This is a genomic window from Streptomyces hainanensis (genome assembly GCF_004348415.1).
GTDB lineage: Bacteria > Actinomycetota > Actinomycetes > Streptomycetales > Streptomycetaceae > Streptomyces > Streptomyces hainanensis.
The window spans coordinates 1-1,625 of sequence record NZ_SMKI01000798.1 but is presented as its reverse complement, the minus strand read 5'-3'; the positions used below and the strand labels follow the sequence as shown (position 1 = coordinate 1,625).

The following is a 1,625-nucleotide window of genomic DNA, read 5'->3' as shown; positions in this document are numbered from 1 at the left end:
GGGTCCGGCGGGGGCGAGGGCGGGGCGCGTCGTTCCCGAGCCGGCGTACCGGTGGGCGAAGTCGGCGGCGCGTGGCCCCGGTTCGGCCAGCCGGTGGATCGCGGCCAGTCGCCGCCGCAGCGCGAACGCGGGGTCGCCGGGCGGGAGATGGAGCAGGCGGAGCAGCCGGTCGGAGAACGCCCGGGTGCGGCGGACGTCGGGCAGTCGCCGCGCGGTGTAGCCGTCGAGGGCGCGGTCGTCGCCGTCCCGGTGGTGGGCGACGAGGGCGGCGGCGAGGTCGGCGGCGTCGGCGACCGCGAGGTTGAGTCCCTTGGCGCCCGAGGGGGTGAGCAGGTGGGCGGCGTCGCCGGCGAGGGCGATCACGCCGTGCCGCAGCGGCTCGGTGACGCGGCAGCGCATGGGCACCACCTGGGTCTCGTGGATGGCTCCGATGTCGGGGATGGGCGCGGCCTCGGTGGCGAGCCTGGCGCGCAGCCGGGCGCGGATCCGGTGGTGCGGCCAGTAGGCCGCGGTGTCGCCGGGCGGGCACTGGAGGTAGAAGCGGCAGCGGGTGCCGGCGCGCGGCATCATGCCGGCGAAGCCGTCGGCGGTGACGGCATAGCGGATGGCGGTGGGCTGCCGGTCGACGTCGGCGAGGACCGCGAGCCAGTCGTAGGGGTGGCGGTGTCGGCTCTCGCGAACGGCCGTTCCGGCGTCGGCGGTCAGCCGGTGCGCGGCGACGCCGCGCCGGCCGTCGCAGCCGACCACCTGGTCGCAGTGGATCTCCAGGCCCGCGCAGACGATCCTGATGGCCGCCCCGGGACCGTCCTCGACGCCGTACGCCGGCCGGCCGAAGTGCGGTGGCCGGCCGGTGGCGACCAGGGCGGCGATCAGGTCGCGGACCAGTTCGTGCTGCGGGTAGGCCCAGTGCCGGTAGCCGCCTGAGTGGTGGGAGTAGTCGACGTGGACGAGTCGGCCGAGGCACTGGAACTCGCAGCGGCCGTGCGGGACGCCCTCGGCGAGCAGCCGGTCGGCGAGTCCCGCGGCCCGCAGGTGGGCGACGGTGCGGTGTTCGAGGAAGCCGGCCCTCGACCGGCTCTCGACCCGTTGGCGGGTGCCGCGTTCGACGACCTCGCAGTCGACGCCGGCCGCGGTCAGCGCGTTGGCGAGCACCAGTCCGGCGGGGCCGGCGCCGACGATGCCGACCTGGGTGCGGAGGCGTCGCATCGGGCCGTTCACTCGCCGGTGACGGCCGGCACCACGGCCGGGTTGAACGTCTCGGTGATGGCGGCCAGTGGCGCGTCGCCGTGCCACAGCAGATAGGTCTTGAAGCATCCCGGGCCTTCCTCGGCGCCGTCCGGCCAGGAGCGGCGGCCGGCGGCGAGCACGGTGCGGCGGTGGCCGGTGCCCATGGACCACAGGACGGCGCCGAGCGGCAGCGCGGAGACGCTGAGGCGTTCGGCGAGGCGCGGCAGCAGGTCGAGGCGGATCACCACGTGGTTGACGGACAGCGCGCGGTCCGCGCTGCCGAGGCTGAGCGAGTGGCGGGTCAGCACCTCGGTGCCGGTGGTGGCGCGCAGCAGGTCGGCGGCGCCGGGCGCGGCCTCGCCCACGGGGAGCCGGCCCTGGTGGAGGGGGTGCAGTCG

General features: G+C 76.7%; 2 protein-coding genes. Both read right to left on the bottom strand.

Annotated elements, in window-relative coordinates; translation table 11 throughout:
• The coding region (locus E1283_RS36015) for an FAD-dependent monooxygenase (RefSeq protein WP_132822366.1) at positions 1-1,206 on the bottom strand (1,206 nt) is incomplete at its 3' end.
• An 8-nt stretch (positions 1,207-1,214) separates the two neighbouring features.
• A partial coding sequence (locus E1283_RS37860; RefSeq protein WP_165956374.1) for a hypothetical protein occupies positions 1,215-1,625 on the bottom strand: 411 nt, incomplete at its 5' end.